Consider the following 21650-nt stretch of genomic DNA (forward strand, 5'->3'; position numbering starts at 1 on the left):
TTCAGCTGGTGCCCGGCACCGCCTGCGCGAGGAAGATGTAGCTCTTCTCCTCGACTCGGCGCGCGATGCGCCACTGCCCGTCGACCCGCGCGAACGTGTCGAGATACCACAGCCCGCACAGCATGAGGCTGGGCGGACCGTCGCCGCCGGACAGCATCATCGGGTTGTGGCACATGGTCCGTCCGGTGGCGCTGTCGCCGTCGAGGGTGATCGAGGAGTTGCTGATCAAGTGCTGAAAGGCAGGAAAATTCGGCAACATGGCGGCGAGGAACTTCTTGGTCGCCGCCACGTCGCCGGCCGGTCCGCCCATCGCGGTGTAATCGATGTGGGCATCCTCGGTGAAGATGTGGTCGAGCAGGTCCCACTGTCCGGTGTCGACCGCGTGGGAATACCGGACCATCAGGTCCTGGATCTCCAGGCGGTCCGAGATCTCTGGTAGGGACAGCATGATGCCTCCGAATCGCGCCGATCAGTTCGGCGCTGTGCCACCGGACGTGTGCCCGGAAATAGATAGCCGAACGCTCAGTGTCGCAGCGGTGGCGGAGGCGAGCAGGGTCAAGCCTTGTGCGGCAGGATGTTCAGTACTAGTACGAGTCCGGCCGCGATGCTGACGCAGGCGAGGACCGTGGTGACAGCAGACTGCGTGAGAGTGGCGATGCCGATCGAAAAGGCAAGGCACAGAGCGAATGCCAGTACCGCGGTCCCCGGCTCAACGCCGGCGATCCGGGCTGGTCGGTGATCCGTCGATGTCATAGTTCTGTTAGTACCCAGCCGGGGCTGTTACGAAACCGTGACTGTTGATTCAGCTGCTGCGGTGGTGTTGCCGGCAACGACCGGCTGTCCATGAAAACGGACGAGATGGACATCACAGGCGCAAGCGCGCGTTGACAAACTTAGGTATTGCTAACTTAAGCCCTCGTCCCGTGACCTCCGTCGACCCGACCCGCTCGGCCGCGTTATCGCGCCGCATCCCGATGCTGACGCTCGGGTTTGCCGCGTTGCTGCTGTGTGTCGTGTTGAGCCTGGCGCTCGGCGCCAGATCGGTGCCGATCGCCACCGTGGTGCAGGCCCTGCTCGGCGACGCGGACGGCCGTGACGCCATGGTGGTCACCGGTATGCGACTGCCGCGCACCCTGGTGGGGCTGGCGGTGGGCGCCGCGCTCGGCCTCGCGGGCGCGCTCGTGCAGGGCATCACCCGCAACCCGCTCGCCGCCCCGACGACCCTCGGCATCAACGCCGGGGCCGGGCTCGCGGTGGTGGTCGCCATCTACGCGCTGCGATTGACCCGACCCATCGAGTACCTGGGTTTCGCGTTCGCGGGCGCGGCCGCCGCCGCGCTGTTCACGCTGACACTCGGGCGTCGGGCGGGCGATCTCGATCCGGTTCGGCTGGTCCTCGGTGGCACCGTCCTGCAACTGGTGCTGGTCTCGTGGACCTCCGCCGTGCTGCTGTTCAGCGAACGCACCCTGGACGAGGCGCGCTTCTGGCTGGCCGGATCGATCGCCGAACGCGACCTCGACGTGCTGGTGCCGATGCTGCCGACGCTGATCATCGGAGCGGTGATCGGCCTGGCGATCGCGCCCGCGCTCAATACGCTCGCCCTCGGTGACGAAGCGGCGGCGGCCCTCGGCATGCCGGTGGGGCGCATCCGGCTGGCCGGGATGGTCGCGGTGGTGTTGCTCGCCAGCTCCGCGGTGGCCGTGGCCGGGCCGATCGCGTTCATCGGACTCGCCGCACCGCACCTGGTTCGGCTGGTGCTCGGCGGCGATCACCGGGTGCTCGTGCCCGGCTGCCTGATCGCGGGCCCGCTGCTGCTCCTGGCCGCCGACATTCTCGGCAGGCTCGTCGCCCGGCCTTCGGAACTCGAGGTCGGCATCGTCACCGCGTTCCTCGGCGCGCCGCTGCTGGCCGTGCTCGCTCGACGGGTGGGCCGATGATCGACACGCCACCGGCGCGCAGCGGCCGAACACCATTGCGCCCCACGCTCTCCGCTGGTCCGATCGGATCGAAGCTGCGAAATGGTCGAACATCATTGCCTCTCAAGGTTTCTGGCGCGAATGTCATGGTCCGGCAGCGCAGGCGTGCGGTCCTGATCGGCGCGGTGTGCGCGGTGGCGATCGCCGTGCTGTCGACCGTGGCGCTCAGCGTCGGCGAGGTCGAGATGTCGGCGGCGACGGCGTTGCGCGCCCTGTTCGGCTTCGGTGACCAGGGCGAGGTCTACGTGGTCCAGGAGTTCCGCGCGCCGCGGCTGGCCGCCGCACTGCTCGCGGGTGCGGGCCTGGCCACGGCGGGTGCCGTGCTCCAGCGACTGTTCCGTAACCCGCTCGCCTCGCCCGACGTCATGGGTGTGACCGGTGGCGCGTCGTTCGGGTCGGTGCTCGTGCTCGCCCTCGGTGCGAGCCAGTCGTTCATCCCGCTGGGTGCGCTCGGCGGCGGGATGCTCGCCGCGCTGCTGCTCGGGGTACTGGGCTGGCGGTCCGGGCTGCCGGTCACCCGGTTGGTGCTGGTCGGATTGGCGGTGCAGGCAGGATTGGCCGCGGCCGTGAATCTGATGGTGGTGCGTTTTCCGCTGGAGCTCGCCGGGTCGGCGGTGCAGTGGACCACCGGTTCGCTCTACGGCCGCACCTGGCCGGAGATCCAGGCCGCCGCAGTGGCCTGTGTGCTGGTGCTGGCCTTGCTGTACCTGCAGTATCGCGCGCTGTCGGTGCTCGATCTCGGTGACGAGTCGGCGGGCACGCTCGGCGTTCGGGTCTCGCATACCCGGCTGGCACTGCTTGGCACCACCATCGCGCTTGCCGCGCTGGCCGCCGCGCTCACCGGGCCGATTTCCTTTGTGGCGCTGGCGGTGCCGCATCTCGTGCGGCGGCTCGCCGGTCCACCCACCGCCGTCACGCTCGCCGTCACCGGTCTGGCCGGGGCGACGCTGCTGCTCGGCTGCGACTTGATCGTGCAGCACGCGCTGCCGATCGAGGGGTTGCCCGTCGGCGTGGTCACCGCGACCGTCGGCGCTCCGTGGTTGCTCGTTCTGATGCTGCGTGAGAGCGCTCCCGTCTCCAGGAGGACCGCATGAGTGATGCACCGGACGACGCGGTCGGCCGCAACGAATTGTCCGCGCAGGCAGTGGATTTGCGCTACGGCGACCGCGTGGTGATCGACGGGCTCGACCTGGTGCTGCCCGGCGACTCGGTCACCGCCATCGTCGGCCCGAACGCGTGCGGCAAGTCCACGCTGCTGCGCGGACTCACCCGGCTGCTCCGCCCGTCCGGCGGCACGGTCACCCTCGACGGCGCCGACATCCATCGAATGTCGGCCCGCGCGTTGGCCTTACGGATGGGCCTGTTGCCGCAGCAGCCGATCACGCCGGAGTCCATCACGGTCGAGGCGCTGGTGCGGCTCGGGCGGTATCCGCACCAGAGGCTGCTGCGACCGTGGTCGGCCGCCGACCAGTCGGCCGTCGAGGACGCGTTGCGGCGCACCGGTACCACCGATCTGCGTGACCAACAGGTCGACCGGCTCTCCGGCGGCCAGCGTCAGCGGGCCTGGATCGCGCTGGCGCTGGCCCAGGACACCGACCTGCTGCTGCTCGACGAGCCGACCACCTTCCTCGACCTGCGCCACCAGCTCGACGTGCTCGACCTGGTCGCCGACCTGCACGCCGAGGCGGGCCGCACCGTCGTCATGGTGCTGCACGATCTCGGGCAGGCCGCCCGCTACGCCGATCACCTCGTGGTGCTGCACGACGGCCGCCTCGCCGCGGCCGGGCCGCCCGCCGAGGTGCTCGACGCCGAACTCGTCCGCACCGTCTTCGGGGTCGATGCCCTGGTGATCCCCGACCCGGAAACCGGGACCCCGCTGGTGGTTCCGCGCAGCAGGGCCGCCCGACTGTCCGCCGCCGCTCCCGTCTGAGCGGACTACCCACAGCGTCGCCTCGCTCGAGCTGATGCACCACCCACTCCCAGAGATGAGGGACTGCCCATGTCCATCCGACTCCGCGGCCGCCGACTCGGCCGCATCGGTATCGCGGCACTGGTCGCCACGGTAGGTCTGTCCTGCCTCGCGGCCTGTGGCAACAACACCGACGACACGGATTCCGCTGCCTCCCCGGCCGATTCGGCCAGCTTCCCGCGCACCCTGGACACTCTGATGGGTCAGGTGACCATTCCGCGGGTACCCAAGCGCGTGGTGGTGCTCGACACCGCCGAGCTCGACTCGGTCACCCTGCTCGGCATCAAGCCGGTGGGTGCCGTTGTCCCGCACACCAAGACCAAGGGCGGGTTCCCGGAGTACTTGGCGGGCAAGGTCGATGGGGTGACCGACGTCGGCCCGCTGCTCGAGCCGAATCTCGAGCGGATCGCCTCGCTGAAGCCCGATCTGATCCTGTCCTCGAAGGTCCGCCACGACAAGATCTACGACAAGCTCAGCGGCATCGCGCCCACGGTGTTCACCGAAACCACCGGCGGCCCTTGGAAAGCCAACCTCGCGGTGCACGGCAAGGCGCTCGGCCTCGAGCAGCAGGCCGCCGACGCGTTGAAAGGTTACGAAGATCGGGCCCGTGCGCTAGGCGACGCCATCAAGGCCAAGAACAACGGCGTGCTGCCCACCGTCTCGGTCGTCCGCTTCCTGGCAGGCCCGACCCGGCTGTACCAGAGCAACTCCTTCAGCGGCGTGGTGCTGGCCGACATCGGCCTGCCGCGACCGGAGTCGCAGATCTCCACCGACCCGAAGAAGATCATGAAAGACGTCAGCCCCGAGCAGATCGACCAGGCCGACGCCGACCTGATCTTCGTCGCCACCATCGACGATCCGGGCAAGACGGAAAAGGGCGCCGTCACCACCAGCCCCGTCTGGCGTGACCTGCGCGCGGTCAAGAACGGCAAGGCCATCGACGTGCTGGACGAGACCTGGATGTCCGGCATCGGCGTGCAGGCCGCCGACCAGATGCTCACCGACGTCGCCAAGGCCACCGGCGTCCAGTAGCGGCACCACGCGAACGGGGCATGACGTGCGATCATGCTCCGTTCGGCGTATTCAGGTATCGGTCAGCTACCTGGGCGGGTCGTAGCACGCGCCGGTCGAAGTGGAGTACGGAAGTACTCGCGACCCGCTCGGCGGGGCGTCGAAGGATGAGGGGGCGCGGAAAACCGCGCGGTAGTTACCAAGAGCATGGAGTGCGCTCATGGCCGAAAGATTCACCCTTCCGCCCCCGGGTTTTCTGCGCACCGAGATCACCGATCTCGGCCCCGTCATCGATCCGAAGTTTTCCGACGCGCGCGACTGGAGCGAACTGCTCCCGCCGGTGCAGACCACCCCGGTGTATTCCGCGGCACGGGATCTGCGGTCGGCCGACGAAGCGGCGGCCGTCGCACCCGAGGTGGCGCTGAGCCAGGCGGGCGTCAACGACCTGCTCGACGGCAAGCGGTACGAGATCCTCAGCGTCGGAACCCGATTCCTGGATCGAGAGACCGAGTATCCGGTGGTTGTCATCTACAACTACTCCGACGACGTGGTCATCGAGGCGCTCGTCGACGTGACCACACGGTCGCTCGTCGAGCTGCACGAGACGCTGAACCAGCCCGCCATGTCCGAGGTGGAGCAAGCGCGCGCCATCGAATTGGTGCGCCGGGACGGTCGGCTCGCCGAGCACGGAATCGACGTCGACACCGGCGCCGGGTTGATCGTCGAGGACGTGAATTTCCACAGCTCGCGCTATCGGCATCGGCTCGTCGACCTGCGATTCGGGCCCGCGGATCGGCGGGTGCCCACCGCCTTCGCGATCGTGGACCTGAGCGCGGAAGACGTGGCCGAGGTCGGCCTGATTCCTGGGGGAAGGTCATGAGTAGCTCAGGGACGGTCAGTTGGCCGCCCGAGGCTCCGGTCTGGCGGTTCTACTGGGAGGTGCTCGACGGGAAGAGCGAAGCGATTGCCTTCCGCGACGTCTTCTACAAGGGCATCAAGGTGCTGCACCGGGCCAGCCTGCCGATGATCCGCGTGCAATACGACGGCGGCGCGGGCGGCCCGTACAAGGACCCGCTCAGCAGCGCCAACATGCAACGCCCCGTGGCGATCTACGAGGGCAGCGGTGCGGACCACCGTTTCCTCGTGGTGGAGAGCTATCACGTCATCGGCCGCTACCGCCTGCTCAACCGGTGGATCTTCCGCAGCGACGGCATCATCCTGCCGCAGCTCTACAGCGCCGGTCTGCAGCATGCGGCCAACCATCGCCACCACACCTACTGGCGATTCGACTGGGACATCGACGGTGCCGCGAACAACCTCGCGCTGCAACACGCACTGACGAGCCAGGATTGGGGCTACGGTCCCGGCTGGATTCCCCGGAAGAACGAACTGTCCTCGATCCACATCGGTGACAATCGCTGGGCGGTCATCAAGAAGGGCACCGGCCGCGGTTTCCTCATCGACAAGGGGCCGTTCGACGGTGCCAGCGACTGGTTCTCCCGGCTCGACGTCGCGATCACCGCCTACCACGGCCCCGAGGATCTCGGTGGTGCGCTCGGCAATGCGAACGACGACGAGATCTGGCGCCACGTCAACGGTGAGAACACCGACGGTCAGGACATCGTCATGTGGTACGTCGCGCACCTCTATCACGAGGCGCACGACGGTGGCGACGAATGGCATGTGTGCGGGCCGATTCTGCGGCAGTTCGGCTATTGATCGGTGGGATACGCGCCCCGGCTACTCGCCGGGGCGCGTATTCGCCCTTGTCGCACCGAGTGTCAGACGGGCCGGCCGCCACGTAGGCGCGTGACAGCGGTGACGATCGCCATGGATTGGATCGTGACCAGGCGGTGCACCGGGATCGACTGTCCGGGGGCGTTGGTTTCGATGTCGGTGCACCACTTTTCGAAGATCGCGGTGAACCGAGCACGCTCCGCGGCGAGGTGTTCGGAGTGCGGTTCGTTGTCGAGCAGGCGCAGCAGCATGCCGCCCGCGCGCAGGCGCGCGACGCCGACCCACACGTACTCCTCGATGAAGACCTCACCGCGGGTGGCGGGGCGCGACTCGGTGGCGGAGCGTCTGGCAATGGCGTTGCCGCGCAGGGCGCGCACCGTATCGGTCAGTGCCCGCTCGAACGGCGACCGTCCGGTCAGCTGCCCGGAGATTCGAGCGAGCACGCCGCTCACGATCTCGGCGACCTCATCGTAAGCGGTTGCGGTGGAGTACAACACGCTCGCCAGCGAGAGCCCGCTCGGGGTGTCGTCGGTGACCCGCGAGTCCACCCACATCGGCAACTCGCACACCAGCAGCTCGGTCCCGTGGACCGTCGCGTAGTCGCGAATGCCGCCGCCGTACATCATCGCCAGCGGCTCGACGCCCTCGGCGGTCAAGGTCTCGGCGATCCGCTGGAACGACGGCAGCTCGAATACGCCCGGCGCCCAGGTGCGCGCGCCGGGCACGTCGGGTGGCCCCTGGTAAATGGGCACGCCCGCCGCCGTCAGCTGGTCGGTGAGCGCGGACCAATAGTCGCGATCCCCGCCGGTGGTGTAGAAGAACCCGCCGCCGAAATCGGCATTGTGCAGCGAAACGATCAGCGCGGGACGGGTCCGATCGATCAAGCCCATCAGCGCCATGGTCTCCGGGAGCGGCGCGCCGACCGCGTTGCCGAGCCAGCTGATCGGAAAGCACCACTCCGGCTGCTCGGCCGCGGGCGGGCGGTAGAAACCGCGCGCGACGCCGGATCTGGTGCGCGTACCGGCGAACCACCCTTCGTTCAGCCGCGTCCCGTCGGGATCGAGGCACAGCAGGAAATGCCAGGTAGCGCCGACGGTTTGCGCGTCGGTCCTGGTCAGCCTGCCGAGCAGGTGGCGGATCGTCGCCATGCCGATCGGCTCGTTCGGATGCGGATTCCCGATGATCACCACCTGCGGGGCGCCCGCGCCGACCCGCACCCCCCGGATCGGATCGCCCCCACGCGATCTGCCGATCTCGGCGACCGTCACCCGATCCGGCAGCGCGCCGGCGAGCTCGTCGACGTACTCGTTCAATTCGTCCACCGTCGGAAACGTGTCGATCCGCTCGACCACGCCGACGATTTCGCTGACCTCATCCACCGCCGAATAACCTCATCCTCCGCCCTCATCAATAGTGGGCGCGGTCGGCGGCGAATGGGTCGGTTTGCCGCTAGCGGGGCACACCGAAGGAGGGCGGTGTGTCGGCCGCGGCGGTGCCGAACCGTGCGTCCGGTTCGGCGCCCATGGTGAAGTCGAGGCGGCCGCCGGACAGCGCGAAGGATTCGGGTATCCAAGCCTTCGTGGTGTCCGCGCCGTTGACCCGCAGTGCGCGAATATACGGGGCGGCATCGCCGGCTTCGGGTGCGCTGATGGTGATCCGCTCGCCGGACGAGCGGCGGATCTCGGCCTTCGGAAAGGCCGGTCCGTGCACGAAAAGCTCGGCGCGGCCGGGGATTACGGGGTAGAGGCCGAGCGAGGCCCAGACATACCAGGCCGACATGGTGCCGAGATCGTCGTTGCCCGCCAGGCCGTTCGGCGTCGGGCCGAACAGTTCGGTGCGGGCGCGCCGGACCACGTCCTGGGTCCGGGAGGGGAGTCCGGCCCAGGCGTACAGCCACGGCGTTTGCAGCGTCGGCTCGTTGCCGAGGTACGCATAGGGGGCGTGCGGGCCCGCGTTCAGCTGGGCGAAGAAGGTGTCCAGCCGTCCGGTCGCCTCGGCGTTGCCGCCCATCATGTCGAAGAGGGCGCGAACGTTGTGGAAGGTCATCCAATGGTATTGCGCGCCATTGCCTTCGACGTATCCGTCGGTGCCTGCCTCGTTGAAGAAGGGGTTGAAGATGCCTTCGGCCGAACGCGGTTGCAGCCATCGCGTGAGGGGGTTGTACAGGTGCTGCCAGCCTTGGGAGCTGCGCAGGAACTTGTCATGGACGGCGCGCTCGCCGAGCCGGTGCGCCAGCTGGGCGATGCCGAAGTCGGCGATGTTGTACTCGAGGGTGTCCGACACCTGGCCGGGCACCCAACCCAACCGCTGGTAGTGCTCGTTGGCAGGGCGTTCGGTGTAGCCGGACTTCTCGCCGATGCGTTCGGCGCCCGCGACCATCGACGCGAGCGCCGCCTCGGCGTCGAAATCGCGTGCGCCGAAGGCGTAGGTGCTGGCGATGATCGAGTGGTACGGGTCGCCGTTCATCACCCCGGTGACGGTGTTCTGATGCGACCAGCGGTCCCACACGTCGCCGAGAACGTGCGCGTTGTCGTACATCGACTGGGCGATGTCGGAGGCGACATCGGGGGCGAGCCAGGCGAGCAGCTGGGTCTCGCTGCGGTAGATGTCCCAGCCGGAGAAGGTGGCGTAGTAGTGGTGGCCGGGGCGGACCCGGTGTGTCTTGCCGTCGAACCCGGTGTAGTTGCCGTCGACGTCGTCGAAGATGTACGGCTGAAGGAACACGTGGTACAGCGCGGAATAGAAGGTGCGCAAACGATCCTGGTCACCGCCGCTCACCTGGACCTGATCGAGCCTGCGCCGCCAGGCCTCGCGCGCGTCCACCCGGACGGCGTCGAAGTCCTTGGGGCCGATCTCGGCGGCGAGGTTGCCGCGGGCGCCGTCGAGGCTCACGTAGGACAGCCCGGTGCGCATCTGCACCGGTTGGGCGGAGTCGAACTGCAGGAAGAGGCCGGCGCCGAGGCCGTTGCTCGCGATCTCACCGGAGTTCGTGCGCCGGGTCGGTGCCGCGCCACGGGCGGTGGTCGTGCCTGGCTTGATGACGTTGTCCTGCCAGCTGCCCGACGCGGTGAACGGGCGATCGAAGGTGGCGTGGAAGTAGACCCGGTAGCGACCGCGCGAGCCGCAGAATCCGCCGGTGAGTGCCCAGCCGGAGACGGTGTTTCCGTCGAGGGTGATCTCGGCGTCGTCGACGCCGTTGACCGAGCCGGTGACGTCCAGCAGCAGCGTGCCCGGCTTGTCTTCGGGGAAGGTGAAGCGGGCGACGCCGGCCCTGGTCGAGGCGGTCAGTTCGGTCTGCACGCCTCTGTCGGTGGTGACCCGGTAATAGCCGGGGCCGGCCTGCTCGTTCGCGTGATCGAAGGTTTGCAGGTAGCCTGCGCCGTCGACGGCCGGTGACCGGCCGATGATGCCGGAGATCGGGAGCACCGGAAAGTCTTGCGCGCCGGTACAACCGGGGCCGGAAATATGCGTCATCGAGAACCCGTAGAGGCGGTTGTCCTCGTACTTGTAGCCACCGCCGGCGGTACGCACGGTGTCCGGGCTCCACTGCATCATGCCGAACGGTGCGACCGCGCCGGGGAAGGTCATGCCCGCGCCGCCGCCGTGGCCGAAATCGGGTCCGCCGTCCTGGGTCCCGACGAACGGGTTCACGTACCTGCTGGAATCGACCGCCGTCTCGGCATGGGCGGCAACGGGAATGAAGGGGAGCAACAGGGGGACAACGATGCCGGCAAGACGGCGACGCGACATACCTCTCCTCGGCGAGCTGGCGACAACGTTGCCTCTGTGCCGGTCCATCTTGGCATCGGGTGGTTCGCCGGAACGTTCGACACGCCGCTGATCTGCGCATTCGTTGTTTGCCGCCGGTGGTGGGCGCTGCACGGGGGTTTCGAGACCGTGCGGCCGGTTACGCAGCAGCAGTACAAGATCGGGCCGGGGCGCGGGCTGGATCGCGACGGCGGGAGGTATCGATCATGGGTGTGGGAGAGCTACTGGCGTTGGCTTCGGCGGTGTGTTTCGGCACGACGCACTTTCTGAGCGCGCTGCTTTCTCGTCGCGCCGACGCCACAGCGGTGGCGTTGTACGCGCAGCTCGGCGGGAGTGTGTTGATTCTGGCTGCTGTTCCGTTGGTCGCGGCGCCGCACGTGACCGCCTCGGCGTTGGCGTGGGGAGCGTTGTCCGGGATCGGCACCGGGCTCGGGGTCACCTTCCTTTACCGCGGGGTCAGCGGGGGACGGTTGAGTGTGGTGGTCCCGTTGAGTGACGTCGGTGCGTTGATGTTGCCGGTGCTGGTAGGTGTGTTGTTGCTGGGGGAGCGGCCGTCGTTGCTGAGCTGGGCTGGGATCGCGGCCGCCGGGCCCGCGATGTGGTTGGTCTCCCGGTCTTGCGACGACGATGACGATCGCCTCAGCGGCGGCAGCGTCGATGGGCTGATCGCGGGGGCCGGGTTCGCCTTGCAATTCATTGCTTTGGCCAGGATCGACTCGGCGGCCGGGTTGTGGCCGCTGGTTGTCAGCCGGTTCGCCTCGGTGCTCGCCATCCTGCCGCTTGCGGTGGGCGGGCACGCGTCGCTGCGGATGAATCCTCGGTTACTGCTCGGGGCGGTCGGTACCGGTGCGCTCGGTACGGCTGGAGTCGTGCTTTATACCTGGGCCACATGGCAGCAGCTGCTCGCGATCGCTGTGGTACTCGCGGCGCTTTATCCCGTCATTCCAGTTGTGCTCGGGCTCACGGTATTACGGGAGCGCGTGAGTCGGACACAGGTGGTGGGGCTGGTTCTGGCAGCTGCCGCCATTACGGGCATCGCACTCGCTTGAGTCAGCTATCCAGCTGGATGGCGTTGCCGCGCAGCGTATCTCGCAGGTCGGTGAGAGTGAGAATCTCGTGGATCCAGGTGGGTGCGGTGAGGGTTCTGTGCACCACCGTCCGCACGACGGCGGCGGTGACCACGGCGGTGGCGAGGGATTGGCCACGGCCCGCCGCCCAGCGTGCCGAGCCGTCCGAGGCGCGGACGAGTACTACCCAGCGGTCGCTGCCCGGCATGCGTTTCGGCGCAAGCGGACTCAGCGCGGGTGCTCGGGTGAGCAGGGCGAGCCCCGCTGTGGCCGAACGAGAATCGAGACGTAGGTAGGTGCGGACCGGTACCCCGAATTCTCGGGTGAGGCGGTGCTGGTCGGCGAAGTCGGCGCGCAGGGCCGCGGCGGGTTTGTAGCCGGACTCTTTCGGTGTCTCGAAACGTGTTGGTCCGGTGAAGTTTCGGATGCTGGTGCCGTCGGGGTCGGAAAATTGCTTGCCGAGTAGGCCGTAAGTCCAGGCGGTGGCGGCGGGGCCGTGCTTCTCGCCGGATCCCAGGCCGACCATGATATCGACCGGGCCGCGGTGGTTCGCCAGGGTTTCCACGGCGAGCAGGGTGGTCAGGCCGGGGGCCAAACCGACACCGAGGACGACCGGGCCTGCGATCTTCTCCAGGCTCTGCACGTATTCGCTCGTGGCAGAGATATCCAGGAAGGGGATGCCGCGTTCGGCGCATATCTCGGCAGGCCGGATATCCTCGGAGCCTGCGCAATTGACCACTGCGGCAACGTCGTTCAGCGCGGCACTGAGGTTGTCCGGAGCGGACAGGTCGAGTACTACGTCGGCTCGGGCCGGGTCTCGGCCTGCGGCCAGCGCGGTCAGACCATCCGCGCGCAGCAAGCGCACGACGTGCGCGCCGACCGCTCCATATCCGCCAAGTACCAGCACGTTCATCGAAGGACCTCCGGAAGTCGTTGCACCGTAAGGTCGTGGACCAGGCGCGCAATGCCACTGTAGTGAATCGTGCGCCGCGGGTCTTCGGGTAAGCCTCGATGCCGGCCCAGCTGCGGCTCTCCGCTCGAAGCGGAAAGTTCAGCTGGCGCGTGGGTGGATCGGCCGGACGCCGGCGAGCGCGCGCAACGCGTCCGCGCGGGAGATGGGTTGGTCGTCGGCGAGGGCGGCGAGTTCGACGGCGAGCCAGTCGCGGATGAGTTCGCTCATGCTGATGCCGCGGGCTTGGGCTTCGGCCTTGATGGCTTGGTCCATGTCGAGCGGGAGGCGCAGGGAGCGCACCACCATGATGTCCTCGCCGGGCGTCATCGGCGGCGGCACGTCGGCATCGCGCACCGGTGCGTCGTCGAAGACGAGGCTGTCCATCAACTCGTCCACGCCCTGCGGGGTTTCCGGGAAGTCGTTGTCGCCCATCACTGGTTCTCCTGTTCCCACTTTTCGAACTCGGCCACTTGCTCCGGGCTCATCGGTCGGGCGGCGACGATCTGCCATTGCCAGGGTTCGGCTTGGCGCAGGCCCACGATCAGCGGGCGGCCCGCGGCCGTGCGCCCCCAGATCGTGAGCATCTCGATGCCCGTACTGCCGCGACCGCGGCGTGGCCATCGTCGCTGCTTGGTCAGCACCTGCATCACCTCGTTCGGAGAGACCCCGATGAGCATGTCCAACGCCCAATCAGGCCACTCGTAACCCACACCCCGCATAATACGCGCGTATTACGCCTGGTGGCTATAGGTGCGGGCCTAGCGCGTCGCGGGCGCGAAATGCAGCTGCGTCCCGAGCTGCCGCGCTGGTAGAAGTAATGCGTGATCTACGTCGACCTACCGCTGACCGAGGACATCCGAGCCGCCGTCGCCGCCGAATGGGGGTACAAGGGCGACGGGGAGCGATTGCACGGCGGCGAGGAGTCCGCGGCCTACCGCGTCGGTGACGTGGTCGTGCGGATCGGCGCAGTGGATCGCGACCCGGCCGAGGTCGAATGGTGCAACAGCATTGCCGTCGCCACCGCTCGGACGGTGCCCGAGGCGGTGGCGCCGTTGCCGCGCGCGGACGGATCGACGGTGCAGATGGTGGCGGGCCGCCCGATCACCGTGTGGCCACTGATCGAGGGGCAGTGGGCCAGCAGCGAGGACCCGGTGCAGTTCGCCGAGGCGGCCCGGCTCTTGGCGCGCGTGCACCGTGCGCTGGCCGACCATCGACCGCCGCCGCGACCCAAGCAGTCGTTTCTCGAGATAGGTCTCGACGGTGCGCCGTCCCCGGAGTTGCCGGATCCCGACCTGGACCGGTGGCTGGCCGAGTTCAGCAGAACCGCCCGCCCGCAACCCCTGCACGGCGACTACTACGAGGGCAATCTGCTGGCTCGTGCCGGTCATGTCACCGCCGTGCTCGACTGGGACGAGGCGCTCGTCGCCCCGCCGGAGGTCGAGCTGGCTTCCGCCGCATTGGAATTCGCCGACGTACTGGGGCGTGACCTCACCGACGCGCGCGAGTTCGTCGACAACTACCACGCCGCAGGCGGGACGGCCGGGCAGCTGGACGATTTCGCGCTCGCGCAACTGATGCGGCACCGATTGCGCAGGGAGGCAGTCTATTTCGGCATCGCGGTGGCGCGCGGCATCGAGCACGACGAGGATGATCTCGAGTATCACCGAAAGCGTATGGATACGTTTCATCTGCTCCGTCCGTGAATCGAACGGACCGGAATGTCGGGATCACGGAAAACTCCAACATTCAACGGCTGAGTCGGTATCCGGAGGGTCGGCCGCCAATTATGTAGCGTGCGGGTAATTTACGTATTTTCCCCACTTCGGTTGGGGAGCTGCGAGTGGGTTTGCACGACTTACAGTGAGTTCCATCCGATCCCGGAGCACTGTGAGGCACCAAATGTACAAAAAAGCAACAATCCTCGGCGCAGCAATATTCGCGCTTGCTATTCCGCTGGCGGGTTCGCCGGCTTCCGGAGCCCCTGGCCCCGGTCGGGACATGCCGACTCCTCCCGACAAGATTGTCATCGACGTGGTGACCGTCAATGGCACCGGCTGCCCACAGGGAACCGCGGCGGTCGCGGTATCGCCCGACAACACCGCCTTCACTGTCACCTACAGTGCGTACACCGCGCAGGTCGGTGTGGGAGCGAGCCCGACCGACTTCCGTAAGAACTGCCAGCTCAACCTGAATGTCCATGTCCCGCAAGGCTTCACCTACGGGATCGCGCAGGCCGACTACCGTGGCTTCGCGCACTTGGAGAAGGGGGCGACGGCGCTGGAGCGGGCCAGGTACTACTTCCAGGGCAACTCGCCTACGGAATTCGTCGACCACACGTTCAAGGGTGGCATGAACGACGACTGGCAGGTGACCGACAAGACCGAGGTCGGCGCGATCGTCTACAAGCCGTGTGGTGAATTCCGCAATTTCAACATCAACACCCAATTGCGGGTGGACGCCGGGACGTCGGACCCGAAAAAGACCACCAGTTTCATCACCATGGATTCTGTCGACGGAGCGATCAACACGACGTATCACTTCGCGTGGAAGAAATGCTGATCGCCCGACAACAGTGATCCCCACTTAGCGTCATTCAGTCGCAGAACACCTCTTCGAATCGAACCAGACCGCTATTCGCGCTTTGTTTTACGGATAGCGGTCTGGTGTCGTGCCCGAAATAAGTCCCACCTTTTCCCGGCCCTCGTGGCGGCGGCCCGGTGCCCGCGCGAAGATAGTGGGATGGAGCTCATCGGTGGCGTCGAGAAACGGGACATCCGCATCGTCGACTACGACCCCGCCTGGCCACAGCGCTTCGCCGCAGAGCATGCGCGCATCGCCCGCGCACTCGGCCTCACGGCCCGCCGCATCGACCACATCGGCTCGACCTCGGTGCCCGGCCTCGCCGCCAAGCCGATCATCGACATCGACCTCAGCGTGCCCGAGGTCGAGGACCAGGCCGGGTATCTACCCCCGCTGCTGGCGGCGGGTTACCAGCTTCGTGTCCGCGAGCCCGGTCACCGCATGGTCAGAACCGTGCAGCGCGACGTGCACGTCCATATCGTCACCGTCGGCAGTGACTGGGAACGCCGCCACCTCCTCTTCCGCGACTGGCTGCGGCACGACGGCGGTGACCGGATCGCCTACGAGCGGCTCAAAAGACAACTCGCGCAGCGAAACTGGCCCGACATGAACGCCTATGCCGACGCCAAGGGGCCATTGATCGCCGAGATTACTCAGCGCGCGCAATCGTGGGCGGAGTCGATAGGTTGGACTCCTGAGTGAACAGGCAGCGCAACGCCGACCGCGCGAGATTGCGCCGACGCAGACGCCTACGCAAGTCTACGAAAAGTGGCGGTCGCCAACGCTGGCACGGTCCTGCATTGCTAGCCGGACGCCCGGCCGGCGACGGGTAAGTGGTTGGGGCGGTGGGCGGTCGCGGGCACGTCCGGGCGAGTTTGCCAGGGCAGGGGACCTTCGAGCGGCCGGTATTCGACGCCGAGGGCCGCGAGGCGGGGGAGATGGTGGTCGCGTAGCCGCGGCAAAAATTCGGTGTAACTACGGGCCGGTGGACTCCACGCGACCTCGGCGACCGCACAGAGCCGGGGGAAGGCGGCGTAGTCGACGCGCCGCACCGTGTCGAGGTGCTCGCTCCACAGCTGAGCTTGCATGCCCAAGACTTGCGGCCCGTCGAGCGGCGGCTCGTAGCCGTACACGTCTTCCAGGGTGCGGAGATAGCCCACGGGGATCGGTTCATCGGGGTGATCCGACTGGCGGTGGTCGAGGTATAGGTGGTCCTCGGGGCAGAGCACCACCTCGTGGCCCGCCGCGACCGCACGGGTGGCCGCGGTGGCGTCCCGCCAGGCGCCGATCACCATGGGCGGCAACGTGCCTGCGTCGAGCACCTCATCCCAGCCCAGTGCCCTTCGGCCACGGGCGGCCAGATAGGTAGCGAGGTCGGCGACGAGGCGAGCGTGCGCGGGCGTCGCGCCGGGGACCTCGTCGCCGCCGATGCCGATGACGGGCGACGGGAACACCGACAGCACATGGTCGAAGATCCGGCGGAAGAAATCGAGCGTGTGCGCGGTGGGGTCGAGCAGCGACGTGCTGATACCCCAGGAAGTCCATACCTCCCAATTGGTTTCGGGTTCGGGACCGAGCTCCGGGTAGGCGGCGATCGCGGCGCGGGCATGACCAGGCACATCGATCTCCGGCACCACGGTGATCGACCGTCCGGCCGCGTACGCGACGATCTCGCGCAGGTCGTCGGTGGTGTAGAAACCGCCGTGCGGCCGGCCGTCACGCTCGGGCCCGTCATGCCGCCCGACCATCGATCCGGTACGCCACGAGCCGATCTCGGTCAGCCTCGGGAACTCGGGGACCTCGATGCGCCAGCCCTGGTCGTCGGTCAGGTGCAGGTGCAGCACGTTGAGTTTGTGCACGGCGAGCAGGTCGATGAACCGCAGCACTTCGGCTTTGGTGCGGAAGTTACGGGCGACGTCGAGCAGGCAACCGCGCCAACGGAACCGAGGATGATCCTCGATCACCCCGCACGGCACGGTGTGTCCCTCGACTCCGATCGGCGCGGCCCGGAACGCATCCGGCCCGGCGAGTTGCCGCAGCGTCTGTTGCGCGTGGTTGCGGCCCGCGTCGTCGGCCGCGGTGAGCGTGATACCGCCGGTCGCGATCTCCAGCCGGTACCCCTCCGGCGGCAGGCCGGAATCGGTGCGCACGTCCACCTCCGTGGGCCACGCGCGGACGCCGGGTCGCGGGATAGCCGAAACCGGCCGGGGAAGTAGCGTGTCGAAGCCCGGCATCAGCCCTTCACCGCCCCACCGAGCCCGGAGACCAGCTTGCGCTGCACGAGCACGAACAGCACCAGCGCCGGAATCGTCATCAGTGTCGAGGCCGCCATCACCGCGCCCCAATCGGTGTCCTCGGGTTTGAAGAACACCAGGATCGCCTGCGGCAGCGTCTGATTCTCGGTTTTGGAGATGATGAACGTCTTGGCGAACAGGAAGTCGTTCCAGGCGTGGATGAACGACAGCACGCTGACCGACACCAGTCCGGGCGCCACGAGCGGCAACAGGATCTGCCAGGCGAACCGAAGCCGGCTCGCCCCATCGAGTTTCGCCGCCTCCTCCAGCTCGACCGGCACCGCCGCGACGAACCCGCGCAGCAACCAGATGGCCAGCGGCAGACTGAACACCAGGTCCACCAGCATGATCGAGCCGAGTTCGTTGAGCCCCAACGCCGGCACCGTACCGCCGACCGAGCGCATCAGGAAGAACAGCGGAATCGTCAGCGCTTCCACGGGAACCATCTGCGCCACCAGGATCATCACCAGCAGCACCGTCCGCCCGCGAAACCGGAAGCGGGTCAAGGCCACTGCGGACAGGAACGACAGCAACAGCGAAAGGAACACTACGACAACGGCGATCAGCAAGCTGTTGAGGAAGAACCGTCCGAAACCGTTCATCGACAGCACCCGGGTGAAACTGTCCAGGCTGGGCGCCAAGGTCCACGGTCTCGGGTCGGCCGACTGGATCTCGCCCGGCGGCTTGAGGGCCGACAAAGCCATCCAGTACAGCGGGAAGGCGACGAAGCCGGCGATCACCACCGCGACCACCTCGGCGACCAGCCGTCCCGGCTTGCGCGGTGTGCGCGGCATCGTTTTCACTGCCATGGTGTGCTCCTGCGCTGGGACCGGACGTACAACCCGGTGATCGACAACAGCAACAGCGTCATCAGGACTCCGATCGCTGAGCCGAGCCCGTATTCCTGCCCGGCGAAGGCCTTTTGGTAGGCGTAGACATTGAGCACCAGGTTGCGCCCGGCGACACCACCGCCATTGGTCATGACATAGATCTGGGTGAATATCTTGAAGTCCCAGATGATCGACTGGATCGTCGCGATCAGCAGCAAGGGCTTCAGAATCGGCAGGATCACCGAGCGCACCGCCCGCCACGTCGACGCGCCGTCCAGCGCCGCGGCCTCCAGTACTTCCTCCGGGATGGCCTTGATGCCGGCGTACATGGTCACCATGACGAACGGGAACGAGCACCAGATCACCTCGGCGGCAACCAGTCCGAAGGCGCTCAGCGTGCCGAAGGTCCACGAGTGCCCGTCCATCGAACGGAGCCCGAGGCCGGACAGCGCCTCGTTGACGATGCCGAAGTCGGCGTCGAACAGGAAGAGCCAGACGTAGGACCCGGCCATGGCCGGCGTCGCCCACGCGCCGAGCGCCGCGAGAAACAGAATCATCCGCGGTACCGCGCGGATGCGCGTCGCGAGGACCGCCAATGCCGTGCCGACCACCAGCCCGCCGACCACACACACCCCGCCGAACACGAAGGTGTTGGCCAGCACCAGCCAGAACTGGCTGTCCGAGAGCAGTTCTCGATAGTTGCCGAGCCCGATGAACTCCAGCGGTGCGGTGCCGGTGGCCTGTGCCTGGCCGTAGTCGTAGAACGAGATGAGCACGATCTGATAGATCGGGTAGATCAGCACGGCGGCGAGCAACAACCCCGCAGGCGCTAGATAGAGCCACGCGGTGAGCGTGTCCCGCCTGACGCGGCGCGGCTTTGCCGGGAGCCGCGGTGCGGGGGTGATGATCGGTATTTCCTGGATTGCCATGTGCGCCTACCTGAATGCCTTGTTCATCGCGGCAGCCGCCGCGTTCAACGCCGCCGAGGGTTCCTTGGCCCCGGTGGCGATCTGCTGCACCGCGGTCGGCAGCAGATTCTGGCTGTCGATCGTCGACCACGCCGGCGTGCTCGGCACGAACTTCGTTCCCGCACGCAACGTCTCGACGAACGGTGCGAGGAAGGGATCGTTCGCCGCCAACTGCCGCTGCACACCGGTCAGCGTCGGCAGGTTCCCCATCGCCCGATACATTTTTTCTTGATACTTTGCGCTGCCGAGCAATTGGACGAACTCGGTGGCGAGGCCGCGCCGCATGCTCGCGCGGAAGACGCCGAGCAGGTTGCCGCCCGCGAAGGCCGGTGCGACCGAGCCCGGTTCGGTGCCGGGCAGCGGGATCACCGCGTACTTGTCCTTGGACGCACCCTGATCCATGGCCTTGCGACTGAAGTCGCCGCCGATCGTCATCGCGGCCTTGCCGCCCGCGAAGGCCTGCACGCTCTGGGTTCCGGTGAAGTCGGCGCACTGCGCGGGCGGGCAGATGTCGTCCTTGATCAGCTCCGCGTAGCGGGTGATGCCCTCCTTCGCCCGGTCGGCGTTGAGGGTGGCGTTCCACATCGTGCCGTCGTTCTCGGCGATCTCGCCGCCGTGCGCCCAGAGGAACGGCAGCATGGCGTAGGTGTACTTGCCGCCGACCGAAATGCCGTACAGGTCAGGGCGTTTCGCGCGGACACGGCGTGCGGTGTCGGTGAGCTCGGCCAGTGTCGTCGGCGGACGCAAGCCCAGTTCCGCGAAGATGTCGGTGCGGTAGTACAGCGCGCGAATGCCGGTGTACCACGGCAGCCCGTAGACCTTTCCGCCGGATTTCGCGGTCTCCAGGACCGACGGGTCGATGTCCTTGCCCTCCGGCCACGCCGCGAGATCCGCACTGAGATCGGCGAAGGCTCCGGTGACGGCGTATCCGGCGAGATCGGTATTGCCGAACTCGGCGAGATCGGGCGCGCTGGCCGGGTCGTTGAAGGCGCCGGTGAACTTCTCGGCGCGCGCGGCCACCGGCACCCATTGTACGTCGACCTCGACCCCCGGCCGCGCCGACTCGAACTCGGCGATCGCCTCGTTGACCACCGCTTCCTTCGGCGCGCGGTTCGCCTCGTCGAAAAGCCAGACCCGGACGGTGCCGGTCTTCTCGTCACCACCCGAGCCCGCCGGGCCGGACTGCACCGGCGCGCACCCGGCGAGCAGGAACAGTGCGGCTCCGAGCGTCAGTGCGCGTCGCACGGCCCCGCCCGACCGGAATTCACGGTGCAGCATCAAATCTTCGGTCCATTCATCACTCGTTGCATATAGTGCAACGTGTATTGCGTTGCGTGCCACAATGTTTAGCACCAAGCTGGGTCACATTCAATAGGCGAATGTGACGCGCATCGCAGCGGTAACTCCCGGCGGAAGTTTGCCTCCGGTAAGCGGGCCGGGGTCTATCGTCGGTAGTGGCCGAGTCGCCGCGCGGGAGGAGGGCCGACACTGCTGACCGTGATCGGGGCACCGTTCAACTCCGCGGGTACCACCGGCGGCGTGGCGAACGCGCCTGCCGAGTTGCGAGAAGCCGGACTGCTCGGCGCATTACGAACCCGCCGTCCCGACGTCCGCGACCTCGGTGACATCGAGGTCGGTACGCCCCGGCCGACGCGAGACCCGGCGAGTGCCCTGCTGTCCCAGGAATCCCTCACCGTCACGACGACTTCCCTCCGCACCGCGGTGCTCGAAACTGTTGCGGCGGGGGAGTTCCCGCTGGTACTCGGCGGCGACTGCCCCGTCCTGCTCGGTGCCCTGCGCGGTGCCGAGGACGCACTCGGTGACGTCGCACTGGTCTTCGTCGACGGACACGAGGACGCGTGGCCGCCGGACCACAGCACCACCGGCGAAGCGGCCGACTGTGAACTCGGCCTGATGCTGGCGCCCGCCGACCTGCCTGCCGAGCTGGCGGTTCAGCTGCCCACCCTCGACCCCACCCGGGTCGTGGCCCTCGGCCCCCGCGACGCGGCAGAGTTGCACGCCGCCGACGTGCCGTCGCTCGTCTCCACCATCGCGCTGCTCACCGACCGAGAGCTGCGTGGAAAATCCGCTGTTCCCACGGAAGTCGCCGTCGGTCGGTTCCGTCGCCGCGGCTATCCATGGTGGTTGCACGTCGACCTGGACGTGCTGACCACCGCGGCGATGCCGGCCGTGGACTACCCGCAACCCGGCGGCCTGGACTGGCCGGACCTCGTCGCCATCACCGGCGCAGCCATCCAACCCGGTTGTGTCGGAATGACATTGACGATCTTCAACCCCGAACTCGACGCGGATGGTCGGCAGGCCCAACGTATCGTGAGCTATCTCGCGGACGCCCTGGCCGAAACCCCGGACATGGCTTGAGGCAAGCACATTCGCGTTTGCGGGTAACGAATCGAGCTGCGGCACCGATCATCCGCACGTGCTCGTTTACTGGCGACCGATCCTCGGTGGGTCGGCGGCCCTGCTGCTCGTCATCC

21 protein-coding genes are annotated in these 21650 nt (G+C 67.4%); 11 read left to right on the top strand and 10 right to left on the bottom strand.

All coding sequences use genetic code 11. The features are described 5' to 3' along the window. Position 1: 1 nt before the first annotated feature. Positions 2-448, bottom strand: a complete 447-nt coding sequence (locus ACIHA7_RS23070; RefSeq protein ID WP_397292977.1) for a nuclear transport factor 2 family protein — start codon at positions 446-448, stop codon at positions 2-4. A 475-nt stretch (positions 449-923) separates the two neighbouring features. On the opposite strand from ACIHA7_RS23070, the gene ACIHA7_RS23075 reads away from it, so the two are divergent. The 6 genes from ACIHA7_RS23075 to ACIHA7_RS23100 all read left to right on the top strand — a co-directional run bounded on the left by ACIHA7_RS23075 (position 924) and on the right by ACIHA7_RS23100 (position 6675). After that, positions 924-1937 (top strand): FecCD family ABC transporter permease, encoded by a 1014-nt coding sequence (locus ACIHA7_RS23075; protein ID WP_397292978.1) that lies wholly within the window; start codon positions 924-926, stop codon positions 1935-1937. A gap of 125 nt (positions 1938-2062) precedes the next feature. Further along, positions 2063-3070, top strand: coding sequence for a FecCD family ABC transporter permease (locus ACIHA7_RS23080; protein ID WP_397292979.1), 1008 nt, complete (start codon positions 2063-2065; stop codon positions 3068-3070). After that, on the top strand, positions 3067-3906 hold the full coding sequence (locus ACIHA7_RS23085; protein WP_397292980.1) for an ABC transporter ATP-binding protein: 840 nt from the start codon (positions 3067-3069) through the stop codon (positions 3904-3906). The genes ACIHA7_RS23080 and ACIHA7_RS23085 overlap by 4 nt, the downstream gene beginning before the upstream one ends. 69 nt (positions 3907-3975) lie before the next feature. After that, complete coding sequence (locus ACIHA7_RS23090; RefSeq protein ID WP_397292981.1) at positions 3976-4977, top strand: ABC transporter substrate-binding protein; 1002 nt, start codon at positions 3976-3978, stop codon at positions 4975-4977. Between the two features lie 199 nt (positions 4978-5176). Continuing rightward, on the top strand, positions 5177-5836 hold the full coding sequence (locus ACIHA7_RS23095) for a hypothetical protein (protein ID WP_397292982.1): 660 nt from the start codon (positions 5177-5179) through the stop codon (positions 5834-5836). Next, the gene (locus ACIHA7_RS23100; protein WP_397292983.1) at positions 5833-6675 is read left to right on the top strand and encodes a hypothetical protein; all 843 of its coding nucleotides are present in this window, start codon (positions 5833-5835) and stop codon (positions 6673-6675) included. The genes ACIHA7_RS23095 and ACIHA7_RS23100 overlap by 4 nt, the downstream gene beginning before the upstream one ends. A gap of 62 nt (positions 6676-6737) precedes the next feature. Here the strand turns inward: ACIHA7_RS23100 and ACIHA7_RS23105 are convergent, their stop codons facing one another. Together ACIHA7_RS23105 and ACIHA7_RS23110 are read right to left on the bottom strand one after the other, a co-directional pair. Beyond that, positions 6738-8072, bottom strand: coding sequence for a M14 family zinc carboxypeptidase (locus tag ACIHA7_RS23105; protein WP_397292984.1), 1335 nt, complete (start codon positions 8070-8072; stop codon positions 6738-6740). A gap of 70 nt (positions 8073-8142) precedes the next feature. Further along, on the bottom strand, positions 8143-10443 hold the full coding sequence (locus ACIHA7_RS23110; protein ID WP_397292985.1) for a GH92 family glycosyl hydrolase: 2301 nt from the start codon (positions 10441-10443) through the stop codon (positions 8143-8145). Between the two features lie 224 nt (positions 10444-10667). On the opposite strand from ACIHA7_RS23110, the gene ACIHA7_RS23115 reads away from it, so the two are divergent. Then, the gene (locus ACIHA7_RS23115) at positions 10668-11510 is read left to right on the top strand and encodes an EamA family transporter (RefSeq protein WP_397292986.1); all 843 of its coding nucleotides are present in this window, start codon (positions 10668-10670) and stop codon (positions 11508-11510) included. A 1-nt stretch (position 11511) separates the two neighbouring features. On the opposite strand, the gene ACIHA7_RS23120 is transcribed toward ACIHA7_RS23115, so the two are convergent. The 3 genes from ACIHA7_RS23120 to ACIHA7_RS23130 form a co-directional block, all read right to left on the bottom strand. Further along, the gene (locus ACIHA7_RS23120; RefSeq protein WP_397292987.1) at positions 11512-12441 is read right to left on the bottom strand and encodes an NAD-dependent epimerase/dehydratase family protein; all 930 of its coding nucleotides are present in this window, start codon (positions 12439-12441) and stop codon (positions 11512-11514) included. 138 nt (positions 12442-12579) lie between these two features. After that, complete coding sequence (locus tag ACIHA7_RS23125) at positions 12580-12912, bottom strand: ribbon-helix-helix protein, CopG family (RefSeq protein ID WP_397292988.1); 333 nt, start codon at positions 12910-12912, stop codon at positions 12580-12582. Continuing rightward, a complete protein-coding gene (locus ACIHA7_RS23130; RefSeq protein WP_397292989.1) occupies positions 12912-13190 on the bottom strand; it encodes a hypothetical protein in 279 nt (92 codons plus the stop codon). Before ACIHA7_RS23130 ends, ACIHA7_RS23125 begins: the two co-directional genes overlap by 1 nt. 111 nt (positions 13191-13301) lie before the next feature. On the opposite strand from ACIHA7_RS23130, the gene ACIHA7_RS23135 reads away from it, so the two are divergent. From ACIHA7_RS23135 to ACIHA7_RS23145, 3 genes are all read left to right on the top strand, one after another. Then, positions 13302-14183, top strand: coding sequence for a phosphotransferase enzyme family protein (locus ACIHA7_RS23135; RefSeq protein WP_397292990.1), 882 nt, complete (start codon positions 13302-13304; stop codon positions 14181-14183). A 196-nt stretch (positions 14184-14379) separates the two neighbouring features. After that, positions 14380-15039 carry a DUF4360 domain-containing protein gene (locus ACIHA7_RS23140; protein ID WP_397292991.1) on the top strand — a complete coding sequence of 220 codons (660 nt, stop codon included), beginning with the start codon at positions 14380-14382 and terminating at the stop codon, positions 15037-15039. Between the two features lie 180 nt (positions 15040-15219). After that, positions 15220-15762, top strand: a complete 543-nt coding sequence (locus tag ACIHA7_RS23145; protein ID WP_397292992.1) for a GrpB family protein — start codon at positions 15220-15222, stop codon at positions 15760-15762. Positions 15763-15863: 101 nt separating this feature from the next. Here the strand turns inward: ACIHA7_RS23145 and ACIHA7_RS23150 are convergent, their stop codons facing one another. From ACIHA7_RS23150 to ACIHA7_RS23165, 4 genes are all read right to left on the bottom strand, one after another. Beyond that, entirely contained in the window at positions 15864-17210 is a 1347-nt protein-coding gene (locus ACIHA7_RS23150; protein ID WP_397292993.1) for a beta-N-acetylhexosaminidase, read from the bottom strand. A gap of 83 nt (positions 17211-17293) precedes the next feature. Further along, a complete protein-coding gene (locus ACIHA7_RS23155) occupies positions 17294-18163 on the bottom strand; it encodes a carbohydrate ABC transporter permease (protein ID WP_199856769.1) in 870 nt (289 codons plus the stop codon). Further along, positions 18154-19113 carry a carbohydrate ABC transporter permease gene (locus ACIHA7_RS23160; protein ID WP_397292994.1) on the bottom strand — a complete coding sequence of 320 codons (960 nt, stop codon included), beginning with the start codon at positions 19111-19113 and terminating at the stop codon, positions 18154-18156. The genes ACIHA7_RS23155 and ACIHA7_RS23160 overlap by 10 nt, the downstream gene beginning before the upstream one ends. Before the next feature lie 6 nt (positions 19114-19119). Beyond that, entirely contained in the window at positions 19120-20397 is a 1278-nt protein-coding gene (locus tag ACIHA7_RS23165) for an extracellular solute-binding protein (RefSeq protein ID WP_397292995.1), read from the bottom strand. Between the two features lie 252 nt (positions 20398-20649). Between ACIHA7_RS23165 and ACIHA7_RS23170 the strand changes: the two genes are divergently transcribed. After that, the gene (locus ACIHA7_RS23170) at positions 20650-21534 is read left to right on the top strand and encodes an arginase family protein (RefSeq protein WP_397292996.1); all 885 of its coding nucleotides are present in this window, start codon (positions 20650-20652) and stop codon (positions 21532-21534) included. The last annotated feature ends 116 nt before the right edge of the window (positions 21535-21650 follow it).

Source organism: Nocardia sp. NPDC052316 (assembly GCF_044547795.1).
In the GTDB taxonomy this organism is placed as follows: Bacteria; Actinomycetota; Actinomycetes; order Mycobacteriales; family Mycobacteriaceae; genus Nocardia.